Raw genomic sequence first — 26,353 nt, 5'->3', positions numbered from 1 at the left:
GCGTACAGGAAAAACAGAAAAAAGCCCGCACCTGAACAGTGCGGGCTTTTTTTTCGGCTAAAGGAAATGAGGTAGAACCATGCGAGTGTTGAAGTTCGGCGGTACATCAGTGGCAAATGCAGAGCGTTTTCTGCGTGTTGCCGATATCCTGGAAAGTAACGCCAGGCAGGGGCAGGTTGCTACCGTGCTCTCTGCCCCGGCAAAAATCACGAACCACCTGGTGGCGATGATTGAAAAAACCATCGGTGGCCAGGATGCACTTCCGAACATCAGCGACGCCGAACGTATCTTCGCTGAACTGCTTCAGGGGCTGGCAGACGCCCAGCCTGGCTTCCCGCTGGCGCAGCTGAAAAGCACCGTGGAACTCGAATTTGCCCAGATTAAACACGTCCTTCACGGTATCAGCCTGCTGGGTCAATGCCCGGACAGCATCAACGCGGCGCTAATTTGCCGGGGTGAAAAACTCTCTATCGCCATCATGGCAGGCGTGCTGGAAGCGCGCGGTCACCACGTGACGGTCATCGATCCGGTTGAAAAACTGCTGGCTGTGGGGCACTACCTTGAATCCACCGTCGACATTGCCGAGTCGACACGCCGCATTGCGGCGAGCAAAATCCCGTCTGACCACATGATCCTGATGGCAGGCTTTACCGCCGGTAACGAGAAGGGCGAACTGGTGGTGCTGGGGCGTAACGGCTCTGACTACTCCGCTGCCGTGCTGGCGGCCTGTTTACGTGCAGACTGTTGTGAGATCTGGACTGATGTTGATGGTGTATATACCTGCGACCCGCGCCAGGTGCCGGACGCCAGGCTGTTGAAGTCGATGTCGTACCAGGAAGCGATGGAGCTTTCCTACTTCGGCGCCAAAGTGCTTCACCCACGTACCATCTCCCCGATTGCCCAGTTCCAGATCCCTTGCCTGATTAAAAATACCGGTAATCCGCAGGCGCCGGGTACGCTGATTGGCGCCAGCGCTGATGAAGATGACCTGCCGGTAAAAGGCATTTCGAACCTTAATAACATGGCGATGTTCAGCGTCTCTGGCCCGGGTATGAAAGGTATGGTTGGCATGGCGGCACGCGTGTTTGCGGCCATGTCCCGTAATGGGATCTCCGTGGTGCTGATCACGCAGTCTTCTTCCGAATACAGCATCAGCTTCTGCGTCCCGCAGGGCGATTGCCTGCGCGCCCGTCGCGCGCTGGAAGAAGAGTTCTACCTGGAGCTGAAAGAAGAGCTGCTGGAGCCGCTCTCTATTCAGGAGCGTCTGGCCGTGATCTCCGTGGTAGGCGACGGCATGCGCACCCTGCGCGGAATCTCCGCCAAATTCTTTGCCGCCCTGGCGCGGGCCAATATCAATATCGTGGCGATTGCCCAGGGCTCATCAGAGCGTTCAATTTCCGTTGTCGTGGATAACGATGACGCCACTACCGGCGTGCGCGTGGTGCATCAGATGCTGTTCAACACCGACCAGGTGATTGAGCTGTTCCTGGTGGGCGTCGGCGGCGTCGGCGGCGCGCTGCTGGAGCAGGTAAAGCGCCAGCAGGAGTGGCTTAAGAAGAAACATATCGATTTGCGCGTCTGCGGAATTGCGAACTCGAAAGCGTTGCTGACTAACGTCCACGGTCTGAACCTGGAAAACTGGCAGGCGGAACTGGAAGAGGCGAAAGAGCCGTTCAACCTGGGTCGTCTGATCCGTCTGGTGAAAGAGTATCACCTGCTTAACCCGGTGATCGTCGACTGTACCTCCAGCCAGGCTGTGGCCGATCAGTACGCGGATTTCCTGCGCGAAGGTTTCCATGTGGTGACGCCGAACAAAAAGGCCAACACCTCGTCGATGGATTACTATCACCAGCTGCGTCTGGCGGCGAGCAAGTCGCGCCGCAAGTTTCTGTATGACACCAACGTGGGCGCAGGCCTGCCGGTCATCGAGAACCTGCAAAACCTGCTGAACGCGGGCGACGAACTACAGCGTTTCTCCGGCATCCTCTCCGGCTCCCTGTCGTTTATCTTCGGCAAGCTGGACGAAGGGATGAGCCTGTCGGAAGCCACCCGCGCCGCGCGCGAGCTGGGCTACACCGAGCCGGATCCGCGCGACGACCTCTCCGGTATGGATGTGGCGCGTAAGCTGCTGATCCTGGTGCGCGAAACCGGCCGCGAGCTGGAGCTTTCGGATATCGTGATTGAGCCGGTGCTGCCAGCAGAATTTGATGACAGCGGCGACGTCAGCGCTTTTATGGCCAGGTTGCCGCAGCTTGACGACGCCTTTGCCGCCCGCGTTGCGAAAGCCCGTGATGAAGGTAAGGTATTGCGCTATGTTGGCAATATTGAAGAAGACGGCGTCTGTCGCGTGAAGATTGCCGAAGTGGATGGCAACGATCCGCTGTACAAGGTGAAAAACGGCGAGAACGCCCTGGCGTTCTACAGCCATTATTATCAGCCACTGCCGCTGGTACTTCGCGGCTATGGCGCAGGGAATGATGTGACGGCGGCGGGCGTGTTTGCCGATCTGCTGCGTACCCTGTCATGGAAGTTAGGAGTTTAAGATGGTTAAAGTATATGCCCCGGCTTCCAGCGCCAATATGAGCGTCGGATTTGACGTGCTGGGCGCGGCGGTTACGCCGGTGGATGGTTCGCTGCTGGGCGATACGGTAACGGTTGAGGCGGCAGAGCGCTTCAGCCTGAATAACGTCGGCCGTTTTGCCAGCAAGCTGCCGCCTGAACCGCGTGAGAATATCGTTTATCAGTGCTGGGAACGCTTCTGTCAGGAGATCGGTAAAAACGTGCCGGTCGCCATGACGCTGGAAAAGAGCATGCCGATTGGTTCGGGACTCGGCTCCAGCGCCTGCTCGGTGGTCGCCGCGCTGGTGGCGATGAATGAGCACTGCGGCAAGCCGCTGAACAACAGCCGCCTGCTGGCGCTGATGGGCGAGCTGGAAGGGCGCATCTCCGGCAGCATTCATTATGATAACGTGGCGCCGTGCTTCCTTGGCGGCATGCAGCTGATGATTGAAGAAAATGGCATCATCAGCCAGCAGGTGCCAGGGTTTGATGAGTGGCTGTGGGTGCTTGCCTATCCGGGCATTAAGGTTTCTACCGCCGAAGCGCGTGCGATCCTGCCGGCGCAGTATCGTCGTCAGGACTGTATCGCCCACGGGCGTCATCTGGCGGGCTTTATTCATGCCTGCTATACCCGACAGCCGCAGCTGGCGGCGAAACTGATGAAAGACGTTATTGCCGAGCCGTATCGCACGAAGCTGCTGCCGGGCTTTAACGAAGCGCGACAGGCATCCATGGATATCGGCGCACAGGCGTGCGGCATCTCCGGCTCCGGCCCAACGCTGTTCGCCTTATGCGACAAGCCAGACACCGCGCAGCGCGTGGCGGACTGGCTCTCTAAACACTACCTGCAAAATCAGGAAGGCTTTGTTCATATTTGCCGTCTGGACACGGCTGGCGCACGAGTACTGGGATAACGAATGAAACTCTACAACCTTAAAGATCATAACGAGCAGGTCAGCTTTGCGCAGGCGGTAACGCAGGGTTTGGGCAAAAATCAGGGGCTGTTCTTCCCCCACGACCTGCCGGAATTTCAACTGACTGAAATCGATGAACTGCTTAAGCAGGACTTTGTCACCCGCAGCACCAAAATTCTGTCTGCGTTTATTGGCGACGAAATCCCGCAGGAGCTGCTCGAAGAGCGCGTGCGCGCGGCGTTTGCTTTCCCGGCCCCGGTGAAGCAGGTGGAGCCTGACGTTGGCTGTCTGGAGCTGTTCCACGGCCCGACGCTGGCGTTCAAAGATTTCGGCGGTCGCTTTATGGCGCAGATGCTGACCCACATCAGCGGCGACAAACCGGTGACCATCCTGACCGCGACCTCAGGTGATACCGGTGCGGCGGTGGCTCATGCGTTCTACGGCCTGAAAAACGTCCGCGTGGTGATCCTCTATCCGAAAGGCAAAATCAGCCCGCTTCAGGAAAAACTGTTCTGCACTCTTGGGGGCAACATTGAAACCGTGGCGATCGACGGCGATTTCGATGCCTGCCAGGCGCTGGTGAAGCAGGCCTTTGATGACGAAGAGCTGAAGGCGGCGCTGGGGCTGAACTCTGCCAACTCCATCAACATCAGCCGTCTGCTGGCGCAGATCTGCTACTACTTCGAAGCGGTGGCCCAGCTGCCGCAGGACGCGCGCAATCAGCTGGTAGTTTCTGTGCCAAGCGGGAACTTCGGCGATCTGACGGCGGGCCTGCTGGCGAAATCACTCGGCCTGCCGGTGAAGCGCTTTATCGCCGCTACCAACGCCAACGACACCGTGCCGCGTTTCCTGAAGGACGGAAAATGGGCGCCGAACGCGACGCAGGCCACGCTCTCCAATGCGATGGATGTGTCACAGCCTAACAACTGGCCGCGTGTGGAAGAGCTGTTCCGCCGTAAGGTCTGGCGTCTGGGCGACCTGGGCTACGCAGCGGTGACGGACGAAACCACGAAAGCCACCATGCGCGAGCTGAAAGCGGTGGGCTATACCTCTGAGCCGCACGCGGCGATTGCCTATCGTGCCTTGCGCGATCAGCTTCAACCGGGTGAGTATGGCCTGTTCCTCGGTACCGCCCATCCGGCCAAGTTCAAAGAGAGCGTGGAAGCGATCCTGGGTGAAACGCTGCCGCTGCCAAAAGAGCTGGCCGAGCGCGCCGACCTGCCGTTGCTGTCCCATGAGCTGCCCGCAGACTTTGCCGCACTGCGTAAGCTGATGATGACCCGAGCGTGAGTTTATTGCCCGGTGGCGGCTACGCCTTACCGGGCCTGGAACATTTCAGAAAGTAGGCCGGGTAAGGCGAAGCCGCCACCCGGCTTTTTTATGGAGAAAATAAGGAGAAAAACAGCAGGAAAAAAGCAGAAATTCCCAATAAATGCGGTCACTTAGGGTTTAGGATTGCAGAGAATAACATCCACCGTTCCCATCACGTATTCTCCTTACATCGGCCCACGTTGGGCAAGAAGAATAAGGAGTCACCTATGTCTACACTGAAACCTGCACTTATCGCGCTTTCACTGATGCTGGTCGCTCCCATGGCGGTGCAGGCAGCTGAGATCACCCTCGTCCCTGCGGTAAAACTGCAAATTGGCGATCGGGATAATAACGGACACTACTGGGATGGCGGCCGCTGGCGCGACCATGACTGGTGGAAAGCGCACTATGACTGGCGCGATAACCACTGGCGTCCGCACGATGAACATCGCGATCGTCACGATCATCACCGTCATGACGATCATCGCCCGGGGCCGGACCGGAAGCACCATTAACACAAACCCCGCCAGCTGGCGGGGTTGTCTTTTATTGCTCGTGACGCTTAAACACCAGCTCGTTTTTTACTGACGATGCCTCGTCGAAGAAATACCCTTCACTGTTAAAGCCAGTGAGCTGCTCTGGCTTCGTCAGGCGGTTTTGAATGATGAAACGGCTCATCAGACCGCGCGCTTTTTTGGCGTAGAAGCTGATCACTTTAAATTTGCCGTTTTTCTCGTCGAGGAACACCGGCTTGATAATGTCCGCATCCAGCTTTTTCGGCTTCACCGATTTGAAGTACTCATCGGAGGCCAGGTTGATCACCACGTTGTCCCCCTGGGCTTGCAGCGCCGCGTTAAGCTTATCGGTAATGACATCGCCCCAGAACTGGTACAGATCTTTGCCTTTAGCATTTTCCAGGCGGATACCCATCTCCAGACGATACGGCTGCATCAGATCCAGCGGGCGCAGCACCCCGTACAGGCCGGATAACATGCGCAGATGCTGCTGGGCAAAATCGAAATCGGCTTCGCTAAACGTTTCTGCTTGCAGGCCAGTGTAGACATCACCTTTAAAGGCCAATAGCGCCTGGCGGGCGTTGGCGGGCGTGAAGTCAGGCTGCCACTCATGAAAACGGGTGGCGTTCAGGTCGGCGAGTTTATCACTGATGCTCATCAGCGAAGCGATTTGCGGAGCCGAAAGCTTACGCGCCTCGTGGATCAGCTGTTGCGAGTAGTCCAGCAATTCCGGCTGGGTATAACGCTCAGTGGCGAGCGGGCTCTGGTAGTCGAGCGTTTTGGCAGGTGAAATCAGAATCAGCATATCCAGTCCTTGCAGGAAATTTAGAGCGACTTTAACAAAAAATCGCCCTGAATTGATCGATAGCTGTTATTGCCGCGGCAAATCATCCCAGGTGCCAGGAGCAATTTGTGATTCGATTTCGGGATAGCGTGAGGCGTCAAAGACGGGCTGTACGCCGAGCTTGCGCTGACGCAGATAATCGCGCGCGATCAGCGCCACAACCGGTGAAAGAAGCAAAATTGCCGTCAAATTGGTGATGGCCATCAGCGCCATAATGACATCCGCCAGTTGCCAGATCATCGGCATGCTGAGCAGGCAACCGACAAATACCATGGCCAGCACACCCGCGCGAAGGATGTTGCGGGCCAGACGCGAGTCAACTTTCAGGAAAATAAGGTTGTTCTCGGCATAGATATAGTTCACCACAATAGAACTGAAGGCAAAAAGCCCCACGACAAGGGCGACAAGGCCTGCGCCCCAACCGCCGACGAGGGAGACCAGCGCCTGTTGTACCCAGTGAATGCCTGCTGTACTGCCGGATGGATGTTCAACGGCGCCGGACAGCAACATTATCATCGCACTGGCGGAGCAGATAACAATGGTGTCTGTGAAGACGCCAATCATCTGTACAATGCCCTGCGCGGCGGGATGCGGGGGCCAGGATGCGGCCGCTGCGGCGGCATTCGGCGTGGAGCCCATTCCCGCCTCGTTGGAGAACATGCCTCGCTGAAAACCCGCAGTGAGCGCCTGGCTAAGGGTGTAACCCAGCGCGCCGGAAGCCGCTTCGCGCCAGCCGAACGCGCTTTGGAAAATGGTGACGATGACGTTCGGCACTTCGTCGATATGTATCGCGCATACCAACAGGCTGGTTGACACCCACAGCAGCGCCATCAGCGGAACCAGCCACTGCATCAGGCGGGCTACCCCTCTCAGCCCGGTCACAATGGTCAGCAGGGTGAGAAGGGCAAGCGCGCTGCCCGTCAGCCACTCCGGACAATTGAAGGCAAAGCGCAGCGCGTGGGCGACGGAATTAGCCTGAACGGTATTGAAAATAAGACCATAGGCCATCAGTAAAAAGATTGAGAACAGGACGCCCATCCAGCGCATTCCCAGTCCGCGAGCCATATACCAGGCGGGGCCGCCGCGAAATTGACCGTTGCCGTCTTTTTCTTTGTAGAGCTGCGCAAGCGAGCATTCAGCAAAGGAGGTGGCCATACCGATAATCGCCGTCACCCACATCCAGAATACCGCGCCCGGACCGCCCGCGCCGATTGCCAGCGCGACACCGGCCAGGTTACCGCTGCCGACGCGCGCGGCCAGGCTGGTACAGAGCGCCTGAAATGAGGTCAGGCCGCCCGGCTGTGGCGTGACGCTGTTTTTCAGACTTCTGCCAAATTTGCGAATATAGCGAAACTGAATCAGTCCGCTGCGCCACGTAAACCAGATACCTGCTCCTGAAAGCAGGTATATCATGATAGAACCCCAGAGGACTTCGTTAATAAAGAAAAAGAAATCAGGCACTAACGTCCCTCTTGTTGATGCCAACGTGAATATGTAAGCGCTACCACTGATTGTGCATGCTGTTACTTAGCAGCCTGTTAATATTCTGAGTTTATCATACTCTGCCTAAGCGCACTGTCTGCGGTTGCGCTGCCTCTCACTCGTGTTATCATCAGGGCAGACCGGTTACATCCCCCTAACAAGTAAACCTGTCATTTTTCCGCTGCTGGCAGGCTGTCGGTAGTGTGAATTATCCAGGGAACGTTAAAAGAGAAACACTATCATGACGGATAAATTGACCTCCCTTCGTCAGTTCACCACTGTCGTCGCTGACACCGGAGATATTGCGGCAATGAAGCTGTACCAGCCGCAGGATGCTACAACCAACCCTTCTCTGATCCTTAACGCCGCGCAGATCCCTGAGTATCGCAAACTGATCGACGAGGCGGTGACCTGGGCAAAAGCACAGAGCAATGACCGCGCGCAGCAGGTTGTGGATGCGACTGACAAACTGGCAGTAAACATCGGTCTGGAAATCCTGAAGCTCGTTCCTGGCCGTATCTCTACTGAAGTTGATGCTCGCCTGTCCTACGACACCGAAGCGTCTATTGCCAAAGCAAAACGCCTGATCAAACTGTACAACGATGCGGGCATCAGCAACGACCGTATCCTGATCAAACTGGCCTCTACCTGGCAGGGCATTCGCGCCGCTGAACAGCTGGAAAAAGAAGGGATCAACTGTAACCTGACTCTGCTGTTCTCCTTCGCACAGGCGCGTGCATGTGCCGAAGCTGGCGTATACCTGATTTCTCCGTTTGTGGGCCGTATTCTGGACTGGTACAAAGCCAACACCGACAAGAAAGAGTATGCGGCGTCTGAAGATCCAGGCGTGATTTCCGTGACGGAAATCTACGAATATTACAAACAGCACGGCTATGAGACCGTTGTTATGGGCGCAAGCTTCCGTAACGTCGGTGAAATCATTGAGCTGGCTGGCTGTGACCGCCTGACCATCGCCCCTGCGCTGCTGAAAGAGCTGGCAGAAAGCGAAGGAGCTATCGAGCGTAAACTGTCCTACACCGGTGAAGTGAAAGCGCGCCCAGAGCGCATCACCGAGTCCGAGTTCCTGTGGCAGCACAACCAGGATCCAATGGCCGTAGATAAACTGGCGGACGGTATCCGTAAGTTTGCTATCGACCAGGAAAAACTGGAAAAAATGATCGGCGACCTGCTGTAATCATTCTGCGTGACCGGGTTCCCGGTCACGCCTCTTTCCCCCGCCTCTGTCTGAATTTTCTCTCTGCGTGTATCATTCCCTTTAATCAGTACTTTTTGAATGGAATGGATATGACTACCTTACGCATCGGCTTAGTGTCGATTTCTGACCGCGCCTCCAGCGGTGTTTATCAGGATAAAGGCATCCCTGCTCTGGAAGCGTGGCTGGGCAGCGCGCTCACTACCCCGTTTGAGATCCAGACTCGCCTGATCCCGGACGAGCAGCCGATCATCGAGCAAACCCTGTGTGAACTGGTGGATGAGATGAGCTGCCACCTTGTGCTGACGACGGGCGGAACCGGCCCCGCGCGCCGCGATGTAACGCCGGACGCGACGCTGGCTATCGCCGATCGTGAAATGCCGGGCTTCGGTGAACAGATGCGCCAGATCAGTCTACACTTTGTCCCGACGGCCATTCTTTCCCGTCAGGTCGGGGTGATCCGCAAACAGGCGCTGATCCTGAACCTGCCGGGGCAGCCGAAGTCGATAAAAGAAACGCTGGAAGGAGTAAAAGCCGAAGACGGCAGCGTTATCGTCCACGGTATCTTTGCAAGTGTACCGTATTGTATACAACTGCTTGACGGTCCGTACGTGGAAACTGACGGCAATGTGGTAGCAGCATTTCGCCCTAAAAGCGCTCGCCGCGAAACAATCTCCTGAAAATGCTTTAAATGTGACATTAGCGCCAGCCGCAGTAGCGTGTAAATGGATTTACGATATAGTAATTTTTTCTTTACGATTGCTGTAAAAAATAATCCACAACACATGCACAATGGTTCGCTATGTCACATAACACCCGACCTCTGAATCGACAGGACTACAAAACCCTCACGCTCGCTGCTCTGGGCGGCGCGCTGGAGTTTTACGACTTCATCATCTTTGTTTTCTTCGCCGCCGTCGTGGGGGCGCTGTTTTTCCCGGCGGATATTCCTGAATGGCTGCGTCAGGTGCAAACCTTCGGCATTTTCGCTGCCGGGTATCTGGCGCGTCCGCTGGGCGGCATTGTTATGGCGCACTTTGGCGATCTGGTTGGGCGCAAGAAGATGTTTACCCTCAGCATCCTGCTGATGGCCGTGCCGACGCTGGCGATTGGCCTTTTGCCTACCTATGAGTCGATGGGCATTATCGCCCCGTTATTGCTGCTGCTGATGCGTATTCTCCAGGGCGCGGCCATCGGCGGGGAAGTGCCGGGCGCGTGGGTGTTTGTCGCCGAGCACGTCCCGGTGCGCCGCATCGGCATTGCGTGCGGAACGCTGACCGCAGGACTGACGATTGGGATCCTGCTTGGCTCCGTGGTTGCAACCATCATCAATACCAGCATGACGCAACAGGCCGTTCACGACTGGGGCTGGCGTATCCCGTTCCTGCTGGGCGGGGCGTTTGGGCTAGTGGCAATGTACCTGCGACGCTGGTTGCAGGAGACGCCAGTATTTCTGGAAATGCAGCAGCGGAAGGCGCTGGCGCAAGAATTGCCGGTAAAAACCGTAGTAGTGCGGCATAAAAAAGCGGTAGTCGTGTCGATGCTTCTGACCTGGCTGCTGTCTGCGGGTATCGTGGTGGTCATTTTGATGTCGCCGGTCTGGCTGCAAAAACAGTACGGTTTTGCGCCTGCTGTGACGTTACAGGCGAACAGTATCGCGACAATTATGCTCTGCTTTGGCTGTCTGGCCGCGGGACTGGCGGCGGATCGTTTCGGTGCCAGCGTGACCTTTATTGTCGGCAGCCTGCTGCTGGCCGCGTCGAGCTGGGCATTCTACCATCTTGCGGGCAGCCATCCTGAACAGTTGTTCCTGCTGTACGGCATCGTCGGGCTGTGCGTGGGCGTCGTTGGCGCCGTACCGTACGTAATGGTCCGCGCCTTCCCGCCGGAGGTACGCTTCACCGGCATCTCTTTCTCTTATAACGTCTCGTATGCCATTTTCGGTGGGCTGACCCCGATTGTGGTCACGGTGTTGATGGGGCTGTCACCCCTTGCACCTGCATGGTACGTGCTGGCGTTATCGCTGATGGGGCTGGTATTGGGGATGTGGCTTCGCCAGTCAGAGGGATGTCGTGCCCGCGACGCGGGCACGACAGAGGGATCAGTGTTTTTCACCAATCGGTAATACGGTGCGGCCGAACTGCTCGTTCAGCACTTCACCCATTGCCAGGTAGATAGCGCTTGCGCCGCACACCAGACCGACCCAGCCGGCAACGTGAACGATGCCTTCGTTATCCGCCAGGTGACCCGCGGCAAGCAGAGCGAACAGCACAGTCAGGCTCAGGAAGACGAATTGCAGCGCGCGGTTCGCCTTCAGGGTGCCGAAGAACATGAACAGGGTGAACACGCCCCACAGTCCCAGGTACACGCCCAGGAAATGGGCGTTTGAAGCATCTGCCAGGCCCATTTTAGGCATCAGCAGAATGGCGACCAGCGTCAGCCAGAACGAACCGTAAGAGGTAAAGGCGGTTAAGCCGAAGGTATTGCCTTTCTTATATTCCAGCAGGCCCGCGAAAATTTGCGCGATACCGCCGTAAAAAATGCCCATCGCCAGGATTACGCCGTCCATCGGGAACATCCCGATGTTGTGCAGGTTCAGCAGAATGGTGGTCATGCCAAAACCCATCAGGCCCAGCGGAGCCGGATTAGCCAACTTAGTGTTGCCCATAAGTCCTCAAAAAAATCATCATTAATATGGTGAAATGGTTAAACCCGCGCCAGTTCTCCCTGACGGGGCGCGGCATCATAATGGGCGGCATCGGCGCCGTCTATGATCTCATCGGGGTGAAATTAAAAAATTTTTTATCTTTCCCCCTTGATGGATGCCGTTGTGACCCCATCTTGTAAGCAACCGCAGTGTGTGGACCTGAAAAAAATCAAATCTGGGCAGTTGAAAAAGCACGTTCTGCCCTTATTACAGGTACACAACCACATGTTGACTGAATTTTTAGTGGAGACGTTTAGATGGGTAAAATTATTGGTATCGACCTGGGTACTACCAACTCTTGTGTAGCGATTATGGATGGCACTACTGCACGTGTGCTGGAGAACGCCGAGGGCGATCGCACCACGCCTTCTATCATTGCTTATACCCAGGATGGTGAAACTCTGGTTGGTCAGCCGGCTAAACGTCAGGCAGTGACAAACCCGCAAAACACCCTGTTTGCGATCAAACGCCTGATTGGCCGCCGCTTCCAGGACGAAGAAGTTCAGCGTGACGTTTCCATCATGCCTTACAAAATCATCGCAGCCGATAACGGCGATGCATGGCTTGATGTGAAAGGCACCAAAACTGCACCTCCGCAGATCTCTGCTGAAGTGCTGAAGAAAATGAAGAAAACCGCGGAAGATTACCTGGGTGAACCGGTAACTGAAGCTGTTATCACCGTACCTGCTTACTTCAACGATGCTCAGCGTCAGGCAACCAAAGATGCTGGCCGTATCGCAGGTCTGGAAGTAAAACGTATCATCAACGAACCAACCGCAGCTGCGCTGGCTTACGGTCTGGATAAAGAAGTTGGCAACCGTACTATCGCGGTTTACGACCTGGGTGGTGGTACCTTCGATATCTCTATTATCGAAATCGACGACGTTGACGGCGAAAAAACCTTCGAAGTTCTGGCAACCAATGGTGATACCCACCTGGGTGGTGAAGACTTCGATACCCGTCTGATCAACTACCTCGTTGACGAGTTTAAGAAAGATCAGGGCATTGACCTGCGTAACGACCCGCTGGCCATGCAGCGCCTGAAAGAAGCCGCTGAGAAAGCGAAGATCGAACTGTCTTCCGCTCAGCAGACCGACGTGAACCTGCCGTACATCACCGCAGACGCGACCGGTCCAAAACACATGAACATCAAAGTGACCCGTGCGAAACTGGAAAGCCTGGTAGAAGACCTGGTGAACCGTTCTATCGAGCCACTGAAAGTTGCATTGCAGGACGCTGGCCTGTCCGTGTCTGATATTCAGGACGTTATCCTGGTAGGTGGTCAGACTCGTATGCCAATGGTTCAGAAGAAAGTTGCTGAATTCTTTGGTAAAGAGCCACGTAAAGACGTGAACCCGGACGAAGCGGTTGCTATCGGTGCTGCGGTTCAGGGTGGTGTTCTGACGGGTGAAGTGAAAGACGTACTGCTGCTGGACGTTACTCCGCTGTCACTGGGTATCGAAACCATGGGTGGCGTGATGACTCCGCTCATCAACAAAAACACTACTATCCCGACGAAACACAGCCAGGTGTTCTCTACCGCTGAAGATAACCAGTCTGCGGTAACCATCCATGTGATTCAGGGTGAGCGTAAGCGTGCGGCGGATAACAAATCTCTGGGTCAGTTCAACCTGGACGGTATTAACCCGGCACCACGCGGCATGCCACAGATCGAAGTCACCTTCGACATCGATGCTGACGGTATCCTGCACGTGTCTGCGAAAGACAAAAACAGCGGTAAAGAGCAGAAGATCACCATCAAGGCATCTTCTGGCCTGAACGAAGCGGAAATCGAAAAAATGGTTCGTGATGCCGAAGCTAACGCGGAATCCGACCGTAAGTTCGAAGAGCTGGTTCAGACCCGTAACCAGGGTGACCATCTGCTGCACAGCACCCGTAAGCAGGTTGAAGAAGCGGGCGATAAACTGCCAGCGGAAGACAAAACTGCGATCGAAACTGCACTGAGCGCGCTGGAAACGTCTCTGAAAGGCGAAGACAAAGCGGACATTGAAGCGAAGATGCAGGAGCTGGCACAGGTTTCTCAGAAGCTCATGGAAATCGCTCAGCAGCAGCACGCACAGCAGCAGGCGGGCGCTGATGCTTCCCAGAACAACGCGAAAGACGACGATGTTGTCGACGCTGAGTTCGAAGAAGTGAAAGATAAAAAATAATCGCCCTGATGCAGGGTAATTAATCGGCACGGGCGTAGGAGTATTCTCCACGCCCGTGCTCGCATGTTAAGGGGCTTAAAAAAACCAATGGCAAAGCAAGACTATTACGAGATTTTAGGCGTTCCGAAAACTGCGGAAGAGCGTGAAATCAAAAAGGCATATAAGCGCCTGGCCATGAAATTCCACCCTGACCGTAATCAGGGTGACAAAGAGGCTGAAGCCAAATTTAAAGAGATTAAAGAAGCCTACGAAGTCCTGACCGATGCACAAAAACGTGCGGCTTATGACCAGTATGGTCACGCGGCCTTTGAACAGGGCGGCATGGGCGGCGGTGGATTTGGTGGTGGCGGCTTCGGCGGCGGCGCTGATTTCAGCGACATCTTTGGCGATGTATTTGGCGATATCTTCGGCGGCGGTCGTGGTCGTCAGCGCGCGGCGCGCGGCGCAGATCTGCGCTATAACATGGACCTGACGCTGGAAGAAGCGGTTCGTGGCGTAACCAAAGAGATCCGTATCCCGACGCTGGAAGAGTGTGACGTTTGCCACGGCAGCGGCGCGAAAGCGGGGACTCAGCCACAGACCTGTCCAACCTGTCACGGTTCCGGTCAGGTGCAGATGCGCCAGGGCTTCTTCGCGGTGCAGCAGGCCTGTCCGCATTGTCATGGTCGCGGTACGCTGATTAAAGATCCGTGCACCAAATGCCACGGTCACGGTCGCGTGGAGAAAACCAAAACGCTGTCCGTTAAGATCCCGGCAGGCGTAGATACGGGCGACCGCATCCGTCTGGCAGGTGAGGGGGAAGCTGGCGAGCACGGCGCACCGGCAGGGGATCTGTACGTTCAGGTTCAGGTTAAACAGCACGCCATCTTCGAGCGTGAAGGTAACAACCTGTACTGTGAAGTGCCGATCAACTTTGCGATGGCGGCGCTGGGCGGCGAAATCGAAGTGCCGACGCTGGACGGCCGCGTTAACCTGAAAATCCCTGGCGAAACCCAGACCGGGAAGCTGTTCCGCATGCGCGGCAAAGGCGTTAAATCCGTTCGCGGTGGCGCGCAGGGTGACCTGTTATGCCGCGTGGTCGTTGAAACGCCGGTCGGCCTGAACGACAAGCAGAAACAGCTGCTGAAGGAGCTTCAGGAGAGTTTTGGTGGCCCGACGGGTGAGAAAAACAGCCCGCGCTCCAAAAGCTTCTTCGATGGCGTCAAAAAATTCTTCGACGATTTAACCCGCTAACCTGCCAGCTGGTTACTATCCTTTAAAGCCCGGAAGCGATTCCGGGCTTTTTGCTTTATAGCGTTATTCCTCGGTTAAACTGAATCTATAACCAATATTAATCTGTTTTTACCGATCTGTTTGCGCTGATATTATGGTTTTACCGAGGTATTGTTGTAAAAGAGAGTTTAAACGTGAAATTACTACACCGTTTCTTTAGCAGTGAGGCATCCGGCGGCGTCATCCTGATTATTGCTGCTGCAGCCGCCATGCTGCTCGCCAATATGGGCATGACGCGCGATCTCTATCACGCATTTCTGGAAACCCCCGTCGAGCTGAAGGTCGGGGCGCTGGAAATTAACAAGAACATGCTGCTGTGGATCAACGATGCGCTGATGGCGGTGTTCTTCCTGCTGGTAGGCCTGGAGGTCAAACGTGAGCTGGTGATCGGTTCTCTTGCCAGCCGTCAGCGCGCGGCGTTTCCGGTGATCGCGGCGATTGGCGGGATGATCGTTCCCGCGTTGCTCTTTCTCGCGTTTGCGTGGCAGGATCCGGTTGCGCGTGACGGCTGGGCGATCCCGGCCGCAACGGATATCGCGTTTGCGCTCGGGGTCTTAGCCTTGCTCGGTAGCCGCGTCCCGGTAGCACTGAAAATTTTCCTGATGGCGCTGGCGATTATCGATGACCTGGGCGCTATCGTGATTATCGCGCTGTTCTACACCAGCGATCTGTCGGTTCTGTCGCTGAGCGTGGCGGCCGTGGCTATTGCGGTGCTGGCGTTGCTGAACGTCTTCAACGTCCGACGCACGGGTATTTATATTCTGGTGGGGATGGTGCTGTGGACGGCGGTGCTGAAGTCTGGCGTGCATGCCACGCTGGCGGGCGTCATCGTTGGCTTCTTTATTCCGCTGAAGGAGCAGGACGGCAAATCGCCTGCCAGACAGCTGGAGCATGTGCTTCATCCGTGGGTGGGCTTTATGATCCTGCCGCTGTTTGCATTTGCCAACGCGGGTGTTTCCCTGGCCGGTGTTACCCTGGACGGACTCACCTCTGTGCTGCCGCTGGGTATCATCGCTGGTTTGTTTATCGGTAAGCCGCTGGGTATCAGCCTGTTCTGCTGGCTGGCGCTGAAGCTGAAGCTGGCGTCATTGCCAAACGGAACCACCTTTAGTCAGATTATGGCCATCGGCGTGCTGTGCGGTATTGGATTCACCATGTCGATCTTTATCTCGACGCTGGCGTTTGGCACCAGCGCGCCTGAGCTTATCGTCTGGGCGAAACTCGGCATTCTTATCGGGTCGTTACTGGCCGCGGTTATTGGTTATACCTTGTTGAAGGTGAAGTTGTCCGGACAGGCTGTCCAGGCATAACAGGAAACCGGGAGAAGGGAAGCCTTCTCCCGATAAACTATCAGGGAGTGAAAACGTGATGTCTCATTTGAACTATAACCATCTCTATTACTTCTGGCATGTCTACAAGCAGGGCTCGGTCGTGGGAGCGGCAGAGGCGCTCTACCTGACACCACAAACTATTACCGGGCAAATAAAAGCCCTGGAAGAGCGCTTACAGGGCAAGCTTTTTAAGCGGAAAGGACGTGGCATTGAGCCGAGCGAGCTGGGCGAACTGGTGTTCCGCTATGCGGACAAGATGTTCACCCTGAGCCAGGAGATGCTGGATATCGTTAACTATCGCAAAGAGTCGAACCTGCTCTTTGACGTGGGCGTGGCGGATGCGTTGTCCAAACGGCTGGTAAGCGGTGTGCTGGATGCGGCGGTGGTGGAAGATGAACAGATTCATTTACGCTGCTTTGAGTCCACTCACGAGATGCTGCTGGAACAGCTGAGCCAGCATAAGCTGGATATGATCATTTCGGATTGCCCAATCGACTCCACGCAGCAGGAAGGCTTGTTCTCGGTGAAAATTGGCGAATGCGGCGTCAGTTTCTGGTGCATTAATCCGCCGCCGGAAAAACCGTTTCCTGCTTGCCTGGAAGAGCGCCGCCTGCTGGTGCCGGGTAGGCGGTCTATGCTCGGACGTAAGCTGCTGAACTGGTTTAACTCGCAGGGGCTGAACGTGGAGATCCTCGGTGAGTTCGACGATGCGGCTTTGATGAAGGCTTTTGGCGAGGCGCACAACGCTATCTTCGTTGCCCCGACGCTGTACGCGCACGATCTCTATTCAGACGACAAGATTACCGAGATTGGCAGGGTGGATAACGTGATGGAAGAGTATCACGCCATATTCGCCGAAAGGATGATTCAGCACCCGGCGGTGCAGCGAATCTGCAACCGCGACTACTCGGCGCTGTTTACGCCGCCGGCAATCTGAAGACATAAAAAAACCCGCGTTAAGCGGGTTCTTTCAAACAAGCAACAACAAGTAGCGATTAAGCCAGTTTGTTGATCTGCGCGGTCAGGTTTGCTTTATGACGCGCTGCTTTGTTTTTGTGGATCAGACCTTTAGCAGCCTGACGATCCACGATTGGTTGCATTTCGTTAAATGCGTTCTGCGCTGCAGCTTTGTCGCCTGCTTCGATTGCTGCGTATACTTTCTTGATGAAAGTACGCATCATAGAGCGACGGCTTGCGTTGTGCTTACGAGCCTTTTCAGACTGAACGGCACGTTTCTTAGCTGATTTGATATTAGCCAAGTCCAACTCCCAAATATGTTCTATGTGGACAATTCAAAGGCCGAGGAATATGCCCTCTTTGCCTTCTTTTGTCAATGGATTTGTGCAAATAAGCGCCGTTAATGAGCGACGCTACGTTACGTAGTGATGGCGCAGGATTCTACCAGCTTGTCTTTCGTGAATACAGCCTTTCGGCATAAAAATCGCAGTTCTCGGGCAGATTTTTTTGCTGTGAAAGGTCAGCCTGATGAAATCATACGGCTTTCTGTTTCGCGTGAACAATCGCCGGTTAACCTTAACCGCCGTACAAGGTATACTTTGGCGATTTTCACTGTTTTGAGCCAGTCATGAAGCTGATACGCGGCATACATAATCTCAGTCAAGCCCCGCACGGGTGCGTGCTGACCATTGGTAATTTTGACGGCGTGCATCGTGGGCATCAGGCGCTGTTGCAGGGATTGCGTAAAGAAGGGGAGGCGCGTGGCCTGCCCGTTGTGGTGATGATTTTCGAACCGCAGCCGCTGGAGCTGTTTGCCGGCGAGAAATCCCCCGCGCGGCTGACGCGTCTGCGTGAGAAGTTACGCTACCTGGCGGAGTCCGGCGTTGACTACGTCCTGTGCGTACGCTTCGACCGTCGGTTTGCCGCGCTGACCGCACAAAACTTTGTCAGCGATCTGTTGGTCAGGCAGCTTGGCGTGCAGTTTCTCGCCGTGGGCGATGATTTCCGCTTTGGCGCTGGTCGTCAGGGCGATTTCTTGTTATTACAGAAGGCTGGCCTGGAGTACGGGTTTGACGTCACCAGTACGATGACCTTCTGTGAGGGCGGGGTGCGCGTCAGCAGCACGGCGGTACGTCAGGCGCTGGCGAACGATGAACTGGACACGGCAGAAACGCTGCTGGGTCATCCGTTCACAATTTCAGGTCGTGTGGTCCATGGCGATGCGCTGGGCCGCACGATAGGTTTTCCGACGGCGAATATACCGCTGCGTCGTCAGGTCTCCCCGGTTAAAGGGGTCTATGCGGTGGAAGTGGCAGGACTGGGTGAGAAGCCTTTTTACGGTGTTGCCAACATTGGTACACGTCCAACGGTTTCCGGTGTGCGTCAACAGTTAGAAGTACACCTGCTGGACGTTGTAATGGACCTCTACGGTCGCCATATAGATGTGATACTGCGTAAAAAAATACGCAATGAACAGCGATTCGCTTCGCTGGATGAACTTAAGGCGCAAATCGCGCGAGATGAATTAACGGCCCGCGAGTTTTTTGGGCTTTAGAACCGGCTTAACTGCCTACGTGATAAATACGGAACCGAGAATCTGATGAGTGACTATAAATCAACCCTGAATTTGCCGGAAACAGGGTTCCCGATGCGCGGCGATCTCGCCAAGCGCGAACCGGGAATGCTGGCGCGTTGGACTGATGATGACCTGTACGGCATCATTCGTGCAGCCAAAAAAGGCAAAAAAACCTTCATTCTGCATGATGGCCCTCCCTATGCGAATGGCAGCATTCATATTGGTCACTCTGTAAACAAGATTCTGAAAGACATTATCGTGAAGTCCAAAGGACTCGCGGGATATGACTCGCCTTATGTTCCGGGCTGGGACTGCCATGGTCTGCCAATCGAGCTGAAAGTGGAGCAAGAGTACGGTAAGCCGGGTGAGAAGTTCACCGCCGCAGAGTTCCGCGCGAAATGCCGCGAATACGCTGCCACCCAGGTTGACGGTCAGCGCGCTGACTTCATCCGTCTGGGCGTGCTGGGCGACTGGTCGCACCCGTACCTGACCATGGACTTCAAAACCGAAGCCAACATTATCCGTGCGCTGGGTAAAATCATCGGCAACGGTCACCTGCATAAAGGCGCTAAGCCGGTGCACTGGTGCGTGGACTGCCGTTCTGCGCTGGCAGAAGCGGAAGTAGAGTATTACGACAAAACCTCGCCTTCTATCGACGTGGCGTTCGAAGCGGTCGATCAGGATGCGATCAAAGCTAAATTTGGCCTGCCAGGCGTAAGCGGTCCAGTCTCGCTGGTTATCTGGACCACCACCCCGTGGACGTTACCAGCCAACCGTGCCATTTCCCTGTCCGGTGAGTTTGAGTACGCCCTGGTGCAGATTGATGGTCGCGCGGTTATCCTGGCAAAAGATCTGGTTGAAAGCGTGCTTAAACGCGCGAACATCAACGATTACAGCGTGCTGGGCACCGTAAAAGGCGACGCGCTGGAACTGATGCGCTTCAAACACCCGTTCCTGGACTTCGACGTTCCGGCGATCCTGGGCGACCACGTCACGCTGGACGCGGGTACCGGTGCTGTGCATACCGCCGGCGGCCACGGTCCTGACGACTACAACATCAGCCTGAAATACGGTCTGGAAATCGCCAACCCGGTCGGTCCGGATGGCTCTTACCTGCCTGGCACCTACCCGGCGCTGGACGGTATCAACGTCTTTAAAGCCAACGACATCATCGTTGACATGCTTCGCACCAGCGGCGCGCTGCTGCACGTTGAGAAAATGCAGCACAGCTATCCGTGCTGCTGGCGCCATAAGACCCCGATTATCTTCCGTGCGACCCCGCAGTGGTTCGTCAGCATGGACCAGAAAGGCCTGCGCGAGCAGTCTCTGAAAGAGATCAAAGGCGTGCAGTGGATCCCGGACTGGGGCCAGGCGCGTATCGAATCCATGGTGGCTAACCGTCCTGACTGGTGTATCTCCCGTCAGCGCACCTGGGGCGTGCCGATGTCGCTGTTCGTGCATAAAGAGACGCAGGAACTGCACCCGAACACCCTGGAACTGATGGAAGAGGTGGCGAAGCGCGTTGAAGTTGACGGCATTCAGGCGTGGTGGGATCTCGATTCCCGTGACATCCTGGGCGCTGACGCGGACAACTACGAGAAAGTGCCGGATACCCTGGACGTGTGGTTCGACTCCGGGTCTACCCACTCCTCCGTGGTTGACGTGCGCCCTGAGTTCGCCGGTCACGCTGCCGACATGTATCTGGAAGGCTCCGACCAACACCGCGGCTGGTTCATGTCATCCCTGATGATCTCCACCGCCATGAAGGGCAAAGCACCTTACCGCCAGGTACTGACCCACGGCTTCACCGTGGATGGTCAGGGCCGTAAGATGTCCAAATCCATCGGTAACACCGTTTCTCCGCAGGACGTGATGAACAAGCTGGGCGCGGATATTCTGCGTCTGTGGGTGGCATCCACCGACTACACGGGCGAAATGGCGGTGTCTGACGAGATCCTGAAACGTGCTGCTGACAGCTATCGTCGTATCCGTAACACCGCGCGCTTCCTGCTGGCGAACCTGAACGGGTTTGATCCGGTAAAAGACATGGTGAAGCCGGAAGAGATGGTGGTGCTCGATCGCTGGGCGGTAGGCTGCGCGAAAGCGGCACAGGAAGATATTCTGAAAGCCTATGAGTCTTACGACTTCCACGAAGTGGTGCAGCGCCTGATGCGCTTCTGCTCCATTGAGATGGGGTCGTTCTATCTCGACATCATCAAAGACCGCCAGTACACCGCGAAAGCGGACAGCGTGGCGCGTCGTAGCTGCCAGACCGCGCTGTTCCACATCGCAGAGGCGCTGGTACGCTGGATGGCGCCGATCATGTCCTTCACCGCAGATGAAATCTGGGGTTACCTGCCGGGCGACCGTGAGAAGTATGTCTTCACCGGCGAGTGGTACGAAGGTCTGTTCGACCTCTCCAGCACTGAAGCAATGAACGACGCCTACTGGGACGAGCTGCTGAAAGTGCGTGGCGAAGTGAACAAGGTTATCGAGCAGGCGCGCGCTGACAAGAAAGTCGGTGGCTCTCTGGAAGCGACGGTGACCCTGTACGCAGAGCCTGAGCTGGCCGCGAAGCTGACCGCGCTGGGCGATGAATTACGATTTGTCCTGTTGACCTCCGGTGCGAAAGTTGCGGATTATGCCGAGGCATCTGCTGATGCTCAGCAGAGCGAACTGCTCAAAGGACTGAAGGTCGCACTGAGCAAAGCCGATGGTGAAAAATGCCCGCGTTGCTGGCATTACACTACCGATGTCGGCCAGGTGGCGGAACACGCAGACATCTGCGGACGCTGTGTAAGCAACGTCGCCGGCGACGGCGAAAAACGTAAGTTTGCCTGATGAGTAAAACTCTCTGTTCAACAGGACTGCGCTGGCTGTGGCTGGTGGTAGTGGTGCTGATTATTGATTTGGGCAGCAAGTTCCTGATCCTCCAGAATTTCGCTCTAGGGGATACGGTCCCGCTGTTCCCGTCGCTTAACCTGCACTACGCCCGCAACTACGGCGCGGCGTTTAGTTTCCTTGCCGACAGCGGTGGCTGGCAGCGTTGGTTCTTCGCAGGTATCGCAATGGGTATCTGCGTCGTGCTCGCGGTGCTGATGTACCGCTCGAAGGCCACGCAAAAGCTGAATAACATCGCCTACGCGCTGATCATTGGTGGCGCACTGGGTAACCTGTTTGACCGCCTGTGGCACGGCTTTGTAGTCGATATGATCGACTTCTACGTCGGCGACTGGCACTTTGCGACCTTTAACCTCGCCGATAGCGCAATATGCGTTGGTGCAGCGTTAATCGTGCTGGAAGGCTTCTTGCCTAAACCGGCCGCGAAAGAGCAGGTGTAACAAAACCAGCCGGGTGACGCGTAGCGATCCCGGCCTACAGAATTTGTGGCCCCCGTAGGCCCGGTAAGCGTAGCGCCACCGGGCAACAGGTGACCCAAAACAAGCGAGCAATTTGCATGTCTAAATCCGTACAGAGCAACAGCGCGGTTCTCGTTCATTTCACGCTGAAGCTGGATGACGGCTCCACGGCCGAATCCACCCGCAACAATGGCAAACCGGCGCTGTTTCGTCTGGGCGACACCTCCCTGTCTGAAGGCCTCGAACAACAGCTTCTCGGGCTGAAAGAGGGTGAGAAAAAAGCGTTCTCACTGGAGCCGGATGCGGCATTCGGTGTGCCAAGCCCGGATCTGATTCAGTACTTCTCGCGCCGTGAGTTTATGGATGCGGGTGAACCGGAGATCGGGGCGATTATGCTCTTTACCGCTATGGACGGCAGTGAAATGCCTGGCGTGATCCGCGAAATCAACGGGGATTCCATCACCGTTGACTTCAACCATCCGCTTGCCGGGCGTACCGTTCATTTTGATGTAGAAGTGCTGGAGATCGATCCGGCGCTGGAGGACTGAAATGCAGATCCTGTTGGCTAACCCGCGCGGTTTTTGCGCCGGTGTAGACCGCGCTATCAGCATTGTTGAAAATGCGCTGGAGATTTACGGCGCGCCGATTTACGTGCGTCACGAAGTGGTGCACAACCGCTACGTGGTCGACAGCCTGCGCGAGCGCGGTGCGATTTTTATCGAGCAGATCAGCGAAGTGCCGGACGGCGCAATCCTCATCTTCTCCGCGCACGGCGTATCCCAGGCCGTACGTAACGAAGCCAAAAGCCGCGATCTGACCGTATTCGATGCCACCTGTCCGTTAGTGACCAAGGTGCATATGGAAGTGGCGCGTGCAAGCCGTCGTGGTGAAGAGTCGATTCTGATTGGCCATGCCGGTCACCCGGAAGTTGAAGGCACCATGGGTCAGTACAGCAACCCGGAAGGGGGCATGTATCTGGTTGAGTCGCCGGAAGACGTTTTTACGCTGAATGTGAAAAACGAAGCGCGTCTGTCGTTTATGACCCAGACGACGCTTTCCGTGGACGACACCTCAGACGTGATTGACGCCCTGCGCCAGCGCTTCCCAAAAATCGTCGGGCCGCGCAAAGATGATATCTGCTACGCAACCACCAACCGTCAGGAAGCCGTGCGCGCGTTGGCTGAACAGGCGGACGTGGTGCTGGTGGTCGGTTCAAAAAACTCCTCTAACTCTAACCGTCTGGCCGAACTGGCGCAGCGTATGGGGAAAGCGGCGTTTCTGATCGACGACGCAACGGACATTCAGGAAGCGTGGGTGAAAAACGCGGCCTGCGTCGGTGTTACCGCAGGTGCTTCAGCGCCGGATATTCTGGTGCAAAACGTCATTGCCCGCCTGCAAGAGCTGGGTGGTGGCGAAGCGGTGCCGCTGGAAGGCCGTGAAGAGAACATTGTCTTTGAAGTGCCGAAAGAGCTGCGAATCGACGCCCGCGAAGTGGAATAATTTCTTTTCTGATGAAAGGCCAGCACCTTCTGTGCTGGCCTTTTTTTTGCTTCGTATCTTATCGTGACGACAAAATCATGTCTTTTACTGATATCTGAGTCGGTTTCACGTTAAATTCTAATTATTGGTGTTTTCAGTTGGCAGCCTTAGCGAAGGCTGGTTAATCTGAAAACGGTTTACATCATTTTAACGTAAGAGAATAACTATGCATGATGCACAGATCCGTGTCGCCATTGCGGGCGCGGGTGGACGTATGGGTCGCCAGCTGATTCAGGCGGCACTACAGATGGATGGCGTGGCACTTGGCGCGGCGCTGGAGCGTGAAGGTTCATCCCTGCTGGGCTCCGATGCGGGCGAACTGGCAGGCGCGGGCAAGACAGGCGTTACCGTGCAGAGCAACCTGGAGGCGGTGAAAGAAGACTTTGACGTGTTCATCGACTTTACCCGTCCGGAAGGCACTTTGACTCACCTGGCGTTTTGCCGCCAGCACGGTAAAGGGATGGTGATTGGCACCACCGGTTTCGATGATGCCGGTAAACAGGCCATTCAGGAAGCAGCCGCCGACATTGCAATTGTCTTCGCCGCGAACTTTAGCGTAGGCGTTAACGTTATGCTGAAACTGCTGGAAAAGGCAGCGAAGGTGATGGGCGACTATACCGACATTGAGATTATTGAAGCGCACCACCGCCATAAAGTCGATGCCCCATCTGGCACGGCGCTGGCGATGGGCGAAGCGATTGCTTATGCAATGGATAAAGATTTGAAAGACATCGCGGTCTATTCTCGCGAAGGTCACACTGGCGAGCGCGTGCCTGGCACCATTGGTTTTGCCACCGTTCGCGCGGGTGATATCGTCGGCGAACATACCGCTATGTTCGCCGATATTGGTGAAAGGGTCGAAATCACACATAAAGCATCCAGCCGCATGACGTTTGCAAACGGGGCGGTACGCTCCGCACTGTGGCTAAAAGGTAAGCCAAATGGTCTTTTTGATATGCGAGATGTGCTCGAACTCAACAATTTGTAAGCGTTATTACCCATCGTGATGTGGTTATTGCAGTCGTAACTGTTTGATTGCATAGGGCAATATTTTATTGCCCTTTTATTTTGACTATTTAAAAGGATTATTGCATTTAACTCATTTAAAGTAAGTGTTTTCATGCTATTTTATGTTGCTGTACTGTAAATTTTGACCATCTGGTCCACTTTTTATTCCCGCAAGACGATTGTTTCTTTTAAACTGCCTGCGCAAGCGATTTCCACAGTGATTTAGTTGATCTTTTTGCCGCTTAATTTGAAATCAAGCCATCAGGCCTGCAAAAGAATAAACAAAATCCCCGTTTTAAGTTGACTTTTACATGGCAAATCCCCAGAATGCCGCCGTTTGCCAAAAATCCGCTGGCAACACATTTGCATTGATCCATGACATGGTTATGAATTAATATGCAAATAAAGTGAGTGAATATTCTCTGGAGGGTGTTTTGATTAAGTCAGCGCTATTGGTTCTGGAAGACGGAACCCAGTTTATCGGTCGGGCCATAGGGGCAACGGGTTCGGCGGTTGGGGAAGTCGTTTTCAATACTTCAATGACCGGTTATCAAGAAATCCTCACTGATCCTTCCTATTCTCGCCAAATCGTTACTCTTACTTATCCTCATATCGGCAATGTCGGCACCAATGCGGCTGACGAAGAATCCTCTCAGGTACATGCACAAGGCCTGGTCATTCGCGACCTGCCGCTGATTGCCAGCAACTTCCGCAACACCGAAGACCTCTCTTCTTACCTGAAGCGCCATAACATTGTGGCGATTGCCGATATCGATACCCGTAAGCTGACGCGTCTGCTGCGCGAGAAGGGTGCACAAAATGGCTGCATCATCGCAGGGGACAACCTCGATGCGGCGCTGGCGCTGGAAAAAGCGAAAGCCTTCCCGGGCCTGAACGGTATGGACCTGGCGAAAGAAGTGACTACCACAGAAGCCTACAGCTGGACGCAGGGAAGCTGGACGCTGGAAGGCGACCTGCCGGAAGCGAAACCGGAAAGCGAGCTGCCGTTCCACGTGGTGGCCTACGATTTTGGTGCCAAGCGCAACATCCTGCGTATGCTGGTTGACCGTGGCTGCCGCCTGACGGTCGTCCCGGCACAAACGTCTGCGGAAGATGTTCTGAAGATGAACCCGGACGGCATCTTCCTCTCTAACGGTCCTGGCGACCCGGCGCCGTGTGACTACGCTATCGACGCCATTAAGTCCTTCCTTGAAACCGATATCCCGGTATTCGGCATCTGTCTCGGCCATCAGCTGCTGGCGCTGGCGAGCGGAGCGAACACCGTCAAGATGAAGTTCGGCCACCATGGTGGTAACCACCCGGTGAAAGATATCGACAACAACACGGTAATGATCACCGCGCAGAACCACGGCTTCGCTGTGGATGAAGCGACGATGCCAGCTAACCTGCGCGTGACGCATAAGTCACTGTTCGATGGTACCTTGCAGGGTATCCATCGCACCGATAAGCCTGCGTTCAGCTTCCAGGGCCACCCTGAAGCCAGCCCGGGCCCACACGATGCCGCGCCGCTGTTCGATCACTTCATCGAACTTATCGAGCAATACCGTAAGACTGCTAAATAATCAGGAGCTGAG

22 protein-coding genes, 1 pseudogene and 1 other annotated feature (1 of these 24 cut by a window edge) are annotated in these 26,353 nt (G+C 55.4%); of the genes and pseudogenes, 19 read left to right on the top strand and 4 right to left on the bottom strand.

The features are described from left to right. Nucleotides 1–55, top strand: a sequence feature (Thr leader region); it begins 63 nt to the left of the window's first position. Between the two features lie 24 nt (nucleotides 56–79). The 4 genes from thrA (at nucleotide 80) to ACOT1A_RS08470 (ending at nucleotide 5,299) form a co-directional block, all read left to right on the top strand. After that, a complete protein-coding gene (gene thrA / locus ACOT1A_RS08485) occupies nucleotides 80–2,542 on the top strand; it encodes a bifunctional aspartate kinase/homoserine dehydrogenase I (RefSeq protein WP_023305415.1) in 2,463 nt (820 codons plus the stop codon). 1 nt (nucleotide 2,543) lies between these two features. Then, entirely contained in the window at nucleotides 2,544–3,473 is a 930-nt protein-coding gene (thrB, locus tag ACOT1A_RS08480; RefSeq protein WP_023299286.1) for a homoserine kinase, read from the top strand. Nucleotides 3,474–3,476: 3 nt separating this feature from the next. After that, nucleotides 3,477–4,763, top strand: coding sequence for a threonine synthase (gene thrC / locus ACOT1A_RS08475; RefSeq protein WP_003856490.1), 1,287 nt, complete (start codon nucleotides 3,477–3,479; stop codon nucleotides 4,761–4,763). A 248-nt stretch (nucleotides 4,764–5,011) separates the two neighbouring features. After that, entirely contained in the window at nucleotides 5,012–5,299 is a 288-nt protein-coding gene (locus tag ACOT1A_RS08470) for a DUF2502 domain-containing protein (RefSeq protein WP_022646999.1), read from the top strand. 31 nt (nucleotides 5,300–5,330) lie between these two features. On the opposite strand, the gene yaaA is transcribed toward ACOT1A_RS08470, so the two are convergent. Next, on the bottom strand, nucleotides 5,331–6,104 hold the full coding sequence (gene yaaA, locus ACOT1A_RS08465; protein WP_022647000.1) for a peroxide stress protein YaaA: 774 nt from the start codon (nucleotides 6,102–6,104) through the stop codon (nucleotides 5,331–5,333). Nucleotides 6,105–6,170: 66 nt separating this feature from the next. After that, nucleotides 6,171–7,604 (bottom strand): alanine/glycine:cation symporter family protein, encoded by a 1,434-nt coding sequence (locus tag ACOT1A_RS08460; protein WP_023299289.1) that lies wholly within the window; start codon nucleotides 7,602–7,604, stop codon nucleotides 6,171–6,173. Nucleotides 7,605–7,866: 262 nt separating this feature from the next. Between ACOT1A_RS08460 and tal the strand changes: the two genes are divergently transcribed. The 3 genes from tal (at nucleotide 7,867) to ACOT1A_RS08445 (ending at nucleotide 10,963) form a co-directional block, all read left to right on the top strand. Beyond that, a complete protein-coding gene (tal, locus tag ACOT1A_RS08455; RefSeq protein WP_003856481.1) occupies nucleotides 7,867–8,820 on the top strand; it encodes a transaldolase in 954 nt (317 codons plus the stop codon). Nucleotides 8,821–8,930: 110 nt separating this feature from the next. After that, a complete protein-coding gene (mog, locus tag ACOT1A_RS08450; protein WP_022647002.1) occupies nucleotides 8,931–9,518 on the top strand; it encodes a molybdopterin adenylyltransferase in 588 nt (195 codons plus the stop codon). Between the two features lie 122 nt (nucleotides 9,519–9,640). Further along, a complete protein-coding gene (locus tag ACOT1A_RS08445; RefSeq protein WP_023305417.1) occupies nucleotides 9,641–10,963 on the top strand; it encodes an MFS transporter in 1,323 nt (440 codons plus the stop codon). Here the strand turns inward: ACOT1A_RS08445 and satP are convergent. Further along, on the bottom strand, nucleotides 10,940–11,506 hold the full coding sequence (satP, locus tag ACOT1A_RS08440) for an acetate uptake transporter (RefSeq protein ID WP_022647004.1): 567 nt from the start codon (nucleotides 11,504–11,506) through the stop codon (nucleotides 10,940–10,942). The genes ACOT1A_RS08445 and satP overlap by 24 nt on opposite strands. Before the next feature lie 296 nt (nucleotides 11,507–11,802). Between satP and dnaK the strand changes: the two genes are divergently transcribed. The 4 genes from dnaK to nhaR all read left to right on the top strand — a co-directional run bounded on the left by dnaK (nucleotide 11,803) and on the right by nhaR (nucleotide 17,256). Further along, nucleotides 11,803–13,716, top strand: coding sequence for a molecular chaperone DnaK (gene dnaK, locus ACOT1A_RS08435; protein WP_006810169.1), 1,914 nt, complete (start codon nucleotides 11,803–11,805; stop codon nucleotides 13,714–13,716). 87 nt (nucleotides 13,717–13,803) lie between these two features. After that, nucleotides 13,804–14,949, top strand: a complete 1,146-nt coding sequence (gene dnaJ, locus ACOT1A_RS08430) for a molecular chaperone DnaJ (RefSeq protein ID WP_008502040.1) — start codon at nucleotides 13,804–13,806, stop codon at nucleotides 14,947–14,949. Between the two features lie 173 nt (nucleotides 14,950–15,122). Then, nucleotides 15,123–16,298 carry a Na+/H+ antiporter NhaA gene (nhaA, locus tag ACOT1A_RS08425; protein ID WP_032625424.1) on the top strand — a complete coding sequence of 392 codons (1,176 nt, stop codon included), beginning with the start codon at nucleotides 15,123–15,125 and terminating at the stop codon, nucleotides 16,296–16,298. 58 nt (nucleotides 16,299–16,356) lie between these two features. Next, a complete protein-coding gene (gene nhaR, locus ACOT1A_RS08420) occupies nucleotides 16,357–17,256 on the top strand; it encodes a transcriptional activator NhaR (protein ID WP_003856462.1) in 900 nt (299 codons plus the stop codon). Between the two features lie 58 nt (nucleotides 17,257–17,314). On the opposite strand, the gene rpsT is transcribed toward nhaR, so the two are convergent. Continuing rightward, nucleotides 17,315–17,578, bottom strand: coding sequence for a 30S ribosomal protein S20 (gene rpsT / locus ACOT1A_RS08415; RefSeq protein ID WP_003856458.1), 264 nt, complete (start codon nucleotides 17,576–17,578; stop codon nucleotides 17,315–17,317). A 101-nt stretch (nucleotides 17,579–17,679) separates the two neighbouring features. On the opposite strand from rpsT, the pseudogene ACOT1A_RS08410 reads away from it, so the two are divergent. From ACOT1A_RS08410 to carA, 8 genes and pseudogenes are all read left to right on the top strand, one after another. Then, nucleotides 17,680–17,897, top strand: a pseudogene (locus tag ACOT1A_RS08410) (DUF2575 domain-containing protein). Nucleotides 17,898–17,904: 7 nt separating this feature from the next. Beyond that, nucleotides 17,905–18,831: a bifunctional riboflavin kinase/FAD synthetase gene (gene ribF / locus ACOT1A_RS08405; protein ID WP_023299293.1), complete on the top strand. Its 927-nt coding sequence runs from the start codon at nucleotides 17,905–17,907 to the stop codon at nucleotides 18,829–18,831. Between the two features lie 45 nt (nucleotides 18,832–18,876). Then, on the top strand, nucleotides 18,877–21,693 hold the full coding sequence (gene ileS / locus ACOT1A_RS08400; protein ID WP_063148248.1) for an isoleucine--tRNA ligase: 2,817 nt from the start codon (nucleotides 18,877–18,879) through the stop codon (nucleotides 21,691–21,693). Continuing rightward, entirely contained in the window at nucleotides 21,693–22,193 is a 501-nt protein-coding gene (gene lspA / locus ACOT1A_RS08395) for a signal peptidase II (RefSeq protein ID WP_023299295.1), read from the top strand. The genes ileS and lspA overlap by 1 nt, the downstream gene beginning before the upstream one ends. A 116-nt stretch (nucleotides 22,194–22,309) precedes the next feature. After that, nucleotides 22,310–22,759 (top strand): FKBP-type peptidyl-prolyl cis-trans isomerase, encoded by a 450-nt coding sequence (gene fkpB, locus ACOT1A_RS08390; RefSeq protein WP_022647009.1) that lies wholly within the window; start codon nucleotides 22,310–22,312, stop codon nucleotides 22,757–22,759. A gap of 1 nt (nucleotide 22,760) precedes the next feature. After that, nucleotides 22,761–23,711 (top strand): 4-hydroxy-3-methylbut-2-enyl diphosphate reductase, encoded by a 951-nt coding sequence (gene ispH / locus ACOT1A_RS08385; protein WP_022647010.1) that lies wholly within the window; start codon nucleotides 22,761–22,763, stop codon nucleotides 23,709–23,711. A 205-nt stretch (nucleotides 23,712–23,916) separates the two neighbouring features. After that, a complete protein-coding gene (gene dapB / locus ACOT1A_RS08380) occupies nucleotides 23,917–24,738 on the top strand; it encodes a 4-hydroxy-tetrahydrodipicolinate reductase (RefSeq protein WP_022647011.1) in 822 nt (273 codons plus the stop codon). 454 nt (nucleotides 24,739–25,192) lie between these two features. Next, nucleotides 25,193–26,341 carry a glutamine-hydrolyzing carbamoyl-phosphate synthase small subunit gene (gene carA / locus ACOT1A_RS08375; RefSeq protein WP_023299297.1) on the top strand — a complete coding sequence of 383 codons (1,149 nt, stop codon included), beginning with the start codon at nucleotides 25,193–25,195 and terminating at the stop codon, nucleotides 26,339–26,341. The last annotated feature ends 12 nt before the right edge of the window (nucleotides 26,342–26,353 follow it).

Origin of the sequence: Enterobacter cloacae complex sp. SYL003 (assembly GCF_049236925.1) — a bacterium.
Classification (GTDB): Bacteria; Pseudomonadota; Gammaproteobacteria; order Enterobacterales; family Enterobacteriaceae; genus Enterobacter; species Enterobacter intestinihominis.
This window is presented reverse-complemented; position numbering and strand designations above follow the sequence as displayed.

Excerpts from the sequence above, each read along its gene's own strand:
- thrA (WP_023305415.1), top strand. The coding sequence starts at position 80 with ATGCGAGTGTTGAAGTTCGGCGGTACATCAGTGGCAAATGCAGAGCGT.
- thrB (WP_023299286.1), top strand. The coding sequence starts at position 2,544 with ATGGTTAAAGTATATGCCCCGGCTTCCAGCGCCAATATGAGCGTCGGA.
- thrC (WP_003856490.1), top strand. The coding sequence starts at position 3,477 with ATGAAACTCTACAACCTTAAAGATCATAACGAGCAGGTCAGCTTTGCG.
- ACOT1A_RS08470 (WP_022646999.1), top strand. The coding sequence starts at position 5,012 with ATGTCTACACTGAAACCTGCACTTATCGCGCTTTCACTGATGCTGGTC.
- yaaA (WP_022647000.1), bottom strand. The coding sequence starts at position 6,104 with ATGCTGATTCTGATTTCACCTGCCAAAACGCTCGACTACCAGAGCCCG.
- tal (WP_003856481.1), top strand. The coding sequence starts at position 7,867 with ATGACGGATAAATTGACCTCCCTTCGTCAGTTCACCACTGTCGTCGCT.
- mog (WP_022647002.1), top strand. The coding sequence starts at position 8,931 with ATGACTACCTTACGCATCGGCTTAGTGTCGATTTCTGACCGCGCCTCC.
- ACOT1A_RS08445 (WP_023305417.1), top strand. The coding sequence starts at position 9,641 with ATGTCACATAACACCCGACCTCTGAATCGACAGGACTACAAAACCCTC.
- satP (WP_022647004.1), bottom strand. The coding sequence starts at position 11,506 with ATGGGCAACACTAAGTTGGCTAATCCGGCTCCGCTGGGCCTGATGGGT.
- dnaK (WP_006810169.1), top strand. The coding sequence starts at position 11,803 with ATGGGTAAAATTATTGGTATCGACCTGGGTACTACCAACTCTTGTGTA.
- dnaJ (WP_008502040.1), top strand. The coding sequence starts at position 13,804 with ATGGCAAAGCAAGACTATTACGAGATTTTAGGCGTTCCGAAAACTGCG.
- nhaR (WP_003856462.1), top strand. The coding sequence starts at position 16,357 with ATGTCTCATTTGAACTATAACCATCTCTATTACTTCTGGCATGTCTAC.
- ribF (WP_023299293.1), top strand. The coding sequence starts at position 17,905 with ATGAAGCTGATACGCGGCATACATAATCTCAGTCAAGCCCCGCACGGG.
- ileS (WP_063148248.1), top strand. The coding sequence starts at position 18,877 with ATGAGTGACTATAAATCAACCCTGAATTTGCCGGAAACAGGGTTCCCG.
- lspA (WP_023299295.1), top strand. The coding sequence starts at position 21,693 with ATGAGTAAAACTCTCTGTTCAACAGGACTGCGCTGGCTGTGGCTGGTG.
- fkpB (WP_022647009.1), top strand. The coding sequence starts at position 22,310 with ATGTCTAAATCCGTACAGAGCAACAGCGCGGTTCTCGTTCATTTCACG.
- ispH (WP_022647010.1), top strand. The coding sequence starts at position 22,761 with ATGCAGATCCTGTTGGCTAACCCGCGCGGTTTTTGCGCCGGTGTAGAC.
- dapB (WP_022647011.1), top strand. The coding sequence starts at position 23,917 with ATGCATGATGCACAGATCCGTGTCGCCATTGCGGGCGCGGGTGGACGT.